Genomic DNA, 6,960 nt, shown 5'->3' with positions numbered 1-6,960 from the left:
GGCTTACGCTTCTCCTCGTTTTCTTCACTAATATTGATAACAAGATACCCCGCACAACTGTTAACAAATGGTTTTGCTATTGTTTCTTTTAAGAAACGGTCTGTTTCTTACATTAAATTTCTCAAATGTGAAAGATAAGTGACAGAAAAATAAAGAATTATTTTGTTTGTTGTTTATTGATTACGTATTGTTCGTCCGCCTGACATAGACGCCGATAAATGGACTGCTTATAGTGGCTCAAACGCCCATTACCGTCACTAAACGGTGATGTGAGCGAAGTACAATAACGAGAGATACGGATATGAAACAAAAGCAGCTGATTGACGAATTTAAAACTATCGTTGGGGAAGAAAATGTCCTAACCGACGAGGTTAAAACAAAATACTACCGCTCAGGTTTTCGCTCAGGTAGTGGCACTGCGCTTGCTATCGTGTTTCCTAATACTCTTGTAGAACAATGGAAGATAATTAAACAGTGCGTTGAAGCAAACTGCATTATTATTATGCAGGCTGCCAAAACGGGTTTAACAGAAGGCTCAGCTCCAAGTGGTAATGATTATGACCGTGATGTGGTTGTGATCAATATTACCAAAATCAAGAAGATTCACTTATTAGATGGCGGTAAGCAGGCGGTATGCTTGCCTGGTGCAAGTTTGCACTCATTGGAAAAAGAATTGAAGGCGGTGAACCGAGCGCCGCACTCTATCATCGGTTCTTCATCATTAGGTGCCACTGTGGTTGGTGGTATCGCCAATAACTCAGGCGGTGCGTTAGTCAAGCGTGGTCCTGCTTACACGGAACTGGCGATCTATGCGCAGGTCGATAAGCAAGGCCAGTTACACCTGGTTAATCACCTTGGTATTGAAGGGTTAGGTGAAACGCCAGAAGAAATTCTGACAAACCTGCAAGAAGGAAACTTTGACCCAGCGAAGATCATTCATGACGAGCGAATGGCATCAGACAAAGAATACGATGAACGTGTTCGAGACGTGACTTCTGACATTCCTTCTCGCTTTAATGCCGATGAACGTCGATTATTTGAAGCCAGTGGCTGCGCTGGTAAATTGGGTGTTTTCGCCGTTCGAGTTGATAGCTACCCAGTACCCGAAAAAGAGCAGGTTTTTTACCTTGGCACCAATGATCCTGCGAAACTGACGAAGCTGCGAAAAGATTTCTTATCTACGTTTGAGAACTTGCCTGAGATGGGAGAATACTTGCATCGAGATATCTTCAACATGGCAGAGAAGTACGGCAAAGACGTCTTTTTATCCATCGACTTATTAGGCACAGATAAACTGCCAAAAATGTTTGCACTTAAAGCTAAAGTAGAAAATTTCTTAGAGCGCGTCCCGTTTGTTAGTAAATATCTGCCGGATACCATTTTGTACTACGCGAGTAAGTTGTTCCCACAACATTTACCAGAACGAATGCTGGATTTCCGCGATAAGTATGAGCATCACCTGGTATTAAAAATGAGTGATAGTGGTATTGCTGAGGCACAAAAATACCTCAAAGAAGTTTGGGCAGTTGAAGATGACTGTGATTTCTTCGAGTGTACGCCGGAAGAGGGTAAAAAAGCTTATTTACATCGCTTTGCAGCAGCAGGTGCAGCAATTCGTTACGAGACGATTCACCGAAAAGACGTAGAAGACATCGTTGCACTTGATATCGCATTGCGACGTAATGATGAAGAGTGGCTAGAAACTTTACCGGAAGCGGTGAGTAAGAACCTTGTTCAAGCGCTCTATTATGGTCACTTTATGTGTTATGTATTCCATCAAGATTACATTTTCAAAAAAGGGACCGACACGAAGTTGATGAAAAAGCTGATGCTAGAACACCTCAATAGCCGTGGTGCTAAATACCCAGCAGAACATAATGTGGGTCACTTGTACGAAGCTGAAAATTCGCTGCAGAAGTTTTACCACGAGCTAGATCCAACCAACACCTTTAACCCTGGTATTGGCAAAATGGACAAATACAAGCGCAATTGTAACTGCTGTGCGTAATTTGCTATCTCACCGTGATTAATATCGTTGATCATCGTTAAAATAATGAGCATAAGATAAGCCCTGATGACACTCGTGACATCAGGGCTTCGTGTTTTGGGGCTTTTTATTGATGACTGGTATTGACGTCGAAACAACGGTTAAATAGCGCGTACCGCGGCGGCTGCGATGATGCCAGCTGCAATTGCGGGCAGAGGCTTTTTCACGATGAACATGACGACAGCAGTAGAAAAAAGTGCTGCTCTAGCACCGTAATCACCCTCAACCGCTAGTGGGGCTAAAAGGGCAACCAATACGGAACCTGACATCGCAGTAATGAAACGTTGAACCCGTTCGCTAATTGGAATGAATGACATGACATATACTCCGCCCCAGCGGGTTATGAGCGTGACTAACGCCATAGCGATGATGATAAGCAGTGTGCCACCTACGCTCGTTTCGATGTTCATGCTTTTTTCTCCTTCCAACAAGCACCTAAGACTCCACCAGTAATGGCGCCAACCACTACGTGGCTATTCTCTGGTAAATACCAATACGCCAACATAGAAGAGGCTGCTGCTGTGGCCCAAATCGCAAAGATTCTTAAGTCTTTCGGCCCTGCCACCACCATAGACAGCAGGAAGCATCCCATAACCATATCGAGTCCGAGGCTCACCGGGTCTTTGATTGCGTTACCAAAATAAATGCCGATCCAGGTGCCGACAACCCAAAACGACCACATCGCTAAGCCGCCGCCAACAAGCAAACCAAAACCTGGTTCTTTTCTACCAAATGCATTGAGTGCCATTGCCCAGTTTGCGTCTGATGCTACCAGCATTACGCCGTAACGTTTTGTCGGTGGGAGTTGTCGTAACCATGGATAAAGCGTAGCGCCCATCAAGAGGTGACGAGCATTAATAGCAAATACAGTAATAAGCACTGGAATCAGAGGTACTTCTGCTCCCCACATTTCTAGCGTGGCAAATTGTGAAGCACCGGCGAAGACCAGTGTGCTCATCAACATAGTGGGAAATACATCTAGTCCAGTTTGTACGGCGGCAACACCGAATGCGAGGCCAAATATGACCACAAACATGGACAGAGGTAAAAGTTGGGTGAAACCGTTCCACACGTCGACTCGAGTAAATTCGTGCAACTCAGATGAGGAACGCTGAAGATGTTGAGTATTTTCTGTCATAGAGATACCTAGCCAGCAGGCAAAAAGGGCAGTGCCATATGAATGCGTTTGTTATTCTTTTGTAAACTTCATGTTTAACATCAATTGAAAGGGCTTTCAAACACTAAGTGCTATATAAAATTGAGCCATCCAAGCGGCTTTAAGAAACAGAGTGTAGAGAGTCGCACTTGGTAGTGCTAAAGGAGAGTAAAATAACAGAAATAGTAAGCTCTGTTTAATTGATAACATCACGAGCTAGTACAGATTAGTAAATAAGAAAGAAAGCGAGCACGAGGCTCGCTTTTTCGCTCTGTTACGAATAACTGAGTAGGTTTATTTTACGTAGACACGAGGGTTCGCGCTTCCCCAAACCGTGTATAGCTCAGGGAAGATGACTTCTGCGTGTTTTTCCATCTCAGCAGCTGAAATCGTTTTGCCTTGTTGGGAGCCAAACAAAACAACTTCAGAACCAGGCTCAACATCTTTGATACCTGTAACATCTACCATTGTAGTGTTCATTGAAGCAACGCCCGCAACTTTTGCACGTTGGCCATTGATCAGAACTTCTGCTGTATTCCCCATTTTTCGTGGATAACCATCAGAGTAACCAACAGGAATGTTCGCCATTAAGCTTTCTTTGCTTGTTGTGTAGCTGCTGTCGTAACCGACTGTGCTATTTTTTGGCAGGTGGTGAACGGATGCCACGCGTGTTTTGAAAGACACGATAGAAGGGTACTCAGGGTTAGTTGGTAAGTCTCCGTATAAAACGCCACCAGGACGAACCATATCAAGCTGCGCCTCAGGAACATTAAGCGCGGTGTAAGAGTTAGCTACGTGCAGTAAAATGTTGTCGCGTTTTAGATTCGCTTCTTTAATCAGCCATGTAGAACTGTCTTTGAATGAAGCTAATTTTTGGCGCACGTCGTCTGCATTGTAGTTAGGGAAATGAGTCATGATGCCAACAATATTAACGCCAGCTTGTTGAGCGATTTCTAGCGCTTCTTGCTTGCCCGCTTTTGTTGTCATATCAACGCCATTTCGTCCCATACCACCATCGTTAAGAGCAAGGTGAACTTTGATTTCTTTATCCACTTTCTCTGCTAGCTTAGACAGTGCTTTGGCTTGCTCTGCAGTACCAATCAGCTCTTCGATATTTAGGCCGATTGCGGCTTCGATCTCGCCAATATCCGCCGAGCGTACACGCATAAGTTGACCTTTAAAGCCACTGTCGCGAACGGTCTGTGCTTCGGCGTTACTTGCAACGGCAACGCAAGGGATTTGTTGTTCGATAATAGTCGGCATCAGGCCCGCGATGCCATTACCGTATGCGTCGGCTTTCATCACGGCGCAGATTTTCGTTTTGCCATCCATGTGCGATTTAAACTGCTCAATATTATCGCGGAATTGACCTAAGTTTATTTCCAGCCAAGCGTTAGCGCCTTGAACTTGTTCTGCTTTTACTACAGTGTTGCTAATTTGAAGAGGGGCAGCAGTAGCTTGCATCGCAGGAGCAACGGTTGCAGCAGCGATAGTCAGTGATAGTAAGGTTTTATTTAAGCGCATAAAGTCTCCGTACGCGTTTTTTGTATTGGTTATGTTATTGAGTACTTGGGGAAAGTACCTGACGAAGTAAAACGCTCCAAGTAGTGCTTTGGAGCGTTTTTGAAGATCATGATTCAATATACCTCAGTGATTGCACTCAATTTGTGCAAATCGAGGTTGATTCAATATCAACTAAGGTATCAACTGAGTTTAACTCAGTTTAAAGCGGCTCATTACATCTTTAAGAGAAATTGACAGCTGGCTTAGCTCACGACAAGCCTGTGCGGTTTGCTCTGAGCCCTGTGATACTTCTTGAGATGCCAAGTGTATGTTTTCAATGCTACGGTTAAGCTCTTCTGCAACAGAGTCTTGCTGGTTACAAGCCGTGGCAATTTGGGTGCCCATGTCTGAGATATCAGAAATCGAGTGTTCAATGTCGCTCATCAGCTGTTTTGATTGAATGCCTTGCTCTGCACATTCTGAGATACTGGTTCTAGAAAGTTCTGTCGCAGATTTCGCGTCTTTTGCAAGCGATTGTAGCTGTTCAATGATCGACGTAATTTCGCTGGTTGAATCTTGCGTACGGCCTGCAAGCGTTCGAACCTCGTCCGCAACCACGGCAAAACCGCGACCAGACTCACCAGCACGCGCAGCTTCAATGGCTGCATTAAGAGCAAGTAGGTTGGTTTGATCGGCAATGTCACGGATAACATCAACAATAACGTTAATTTTATTCGATTGCTGTTCAAGCTCTGCCACAGTATCGCCCGCAGCACCAATTACGTTTGAAACTTCATGAATCGCGTCAACCATGCCTTGCGTTTCACGAACACCGTGTTGTGTACGACGGTTTGCTTCGTTAGCTTGGTTCGCTGAATCTTCAGTATTACGTGCAACATCGGCTACTGCTGCTTTCATTTCTGTCATTGCCGTAGCAATGTGTGTAATTTGCAATTGTTGATCCTTCATACCAGATGCAGAAATATCGGAGATTTGATTCATCTCTTCTACTGCACTGCTTAACTGTGTGACCGCAGCAATCACGTTGTCGATAACTTGGCGCAAGTCATCTTGCATCTTAGTGGTCGCATCTGCCAGCTCACCTAGCTCGTCATTGCCGATGGCTTTACGATCGATGTCGTTTGATAGGTCACCTGTTGCGATGGCATTTGCTTGCTCGACAACAAGTTTTAGTGGGCCACAGATAAGGCGTGTCAGCACGTACGTCATGCCTACCATGATAAGTAGAATAATCACGTTGCTCGCAATTGACGAGTTACTCAATCCATTTACAGAAGAAAGAATATGAGTTTTGTTACTGTCCATAGCATTTTTAAGTAGACGGATCAGTTCACCGAGCTCAGAGTCAACCGCTTCGAAAGCAGGTAAAGAGTTCGCCAAAATAGGGTGGGCCTTGCTTTTGTCGTTGGCTAGCATCGCTTCGTTGTACTGATCCATAGTAACCAAGTACTTTTTCCACTGACGCATAAGGCGCTGGTAAGTTTGTTGCTCTTCACCAGGCCAAATCGTTTCACCGTAAGAATCGAGCTCTTTGCTGATCTTTTCACGTTCGCGAATGTTGCTGGCAATTTTGTTTCTGATTTGGTCTGCGTCTTCATAAGTGTATGTCGCAAACTGAGCTCGGCGCCAGCGAGACAAGTGATCTCGGATCGAATCTACTCTTTCCATAGCAGGAAGCGTATCATCGGTATAGTTTAAAAGCTCAGATTTAATGCTTTTGAGCTCTGTAGATAAAAACACGCCAAACGCAATGTTGACGATGGCAATGAGTAAAAACGATAGCGATATCTTTTTCGCTATAGAAAGATTCTTGATAGACATTAGTGATATACCTTGTTTTTCTTATGGTGTGTCGCCAAAGTAAACCACGTCCTTATATGTGATATATGTCCATTAAATTACTGCAACGAGTGTAAGCTATCATTATTTATTGATATTTTCGATAATGTATTGAGCTTTTTTTGAAAATAAAAAATGTCAATGATTTTATAAAGGTACGACCACATTCGATGCAAAGTTATCGGTAACAAAATATGATATTTCGTGTGAAACAGTGCCAAGAGTAGGGGCTCCAATTGTTACAGATGTTACAGAGCTAAAGAGAGTGGTGACTACGATCCGCGTTAGTCAGGCGTTTACAAGCTAAGCAGTTACGGGCATCAACATGTGTGTGATTTAAAGTTGATGAAAGCTAACGAGTGTTTCTTGGCCTAATTGAATGCCAATTGTACCG

5 protein-coding genes are annotated in these 6,960 nt (G+C 44.0%); 1 reads left to right on the top strand and 4 read right to left on the bottom strand.

All coding sequences use genetic code 11. The annotated features are described in order from the left end of the window. The first annotated feature begins 301 nt into the window (after nt 1–301). Nucleotides 302–2,008: a D-lactate dehydrogenase gene (gene dld, locus CAG69_RS12970; RefSeq protein ID WP_161444550.1), complete on the top strand. Its 1,707-nt coding sequence runs from the start codon at nt 302–304 to the stop codon at nt 2,006–2,008. Between the two features lie 140 nt (nt 2,009–2,148). Here the strand turns inward: dld and CAG69_RS12965 are convergent, their stop codons facing one another. The 4 genes from CAG69_RS12965 to CAG69_RS12950 form a co-directional block, all read right to left on the bottom strand. After that, nucleotides 2,149–2,457, bottom strand: a complete 309-nt coding sequence (locus tag CAG69_RS12965) for an AzlD family protein (protein WP_005396412.1) — start codon at nt 2,455–2,457, stop codon at nt 2,149–2,151. Then, the gene (locus CAG69_RS12960; RefSeq protein WP_161444549.1) at nt 2,454–3,185 is read right to left on the bottom strand and encodes an AzlC family ABC transporter permease; all 732 of its coding nucleotides are present in this window, start codon (nt 3,183–3,185) and stop codon (nt 2,454–2,456) included. Before CAG69_RS12960 ends, CAG69_RS12965 begins: the two co-directional genes overlap by 4 nt. Before the next feature lie 312 nt (nt 3,186–3,497). Next, nucleotides 3,498–4,727, bottom strand: a complete 1,230-nt coding sequence (alr, locus tag CAG69_RS12955) for an alanine racemase (protein ID WP_161444547.1) — start codon at nt 4,725–4,727, stop codon at nt 3,498–3,500. 189 nt (nt 4,728–4,916) lie between these two features. Next, nucleotides 4,917–6,548, bottom strand: coding sequence for a methyl-accepting chemotaxis protein (locus CAG69_RS12950; protein ID WP_012842212.1), 1,632 nt, complete (start codon nt 6,546–6,548; stop codon nt 4,917–4,919). Nucleotides 6,549–6,960: the final 412 nt, after the last annotated feature.

The organism is Vibrio sp. V43_P6S15P86, from assembly GCF_009904725.1.
GTDB classification, from domain to species: Bacteria; Pseudomonadota; Gammaproteobacteria; order Enterobacterales; family Vibrionaceae; genus Vibrio; species Vibrio diabolicus.
Note: the sequence above shows the minus strand (reverse complement) of the source record. Positions and strands in the feature narration are given on the sequence as shown.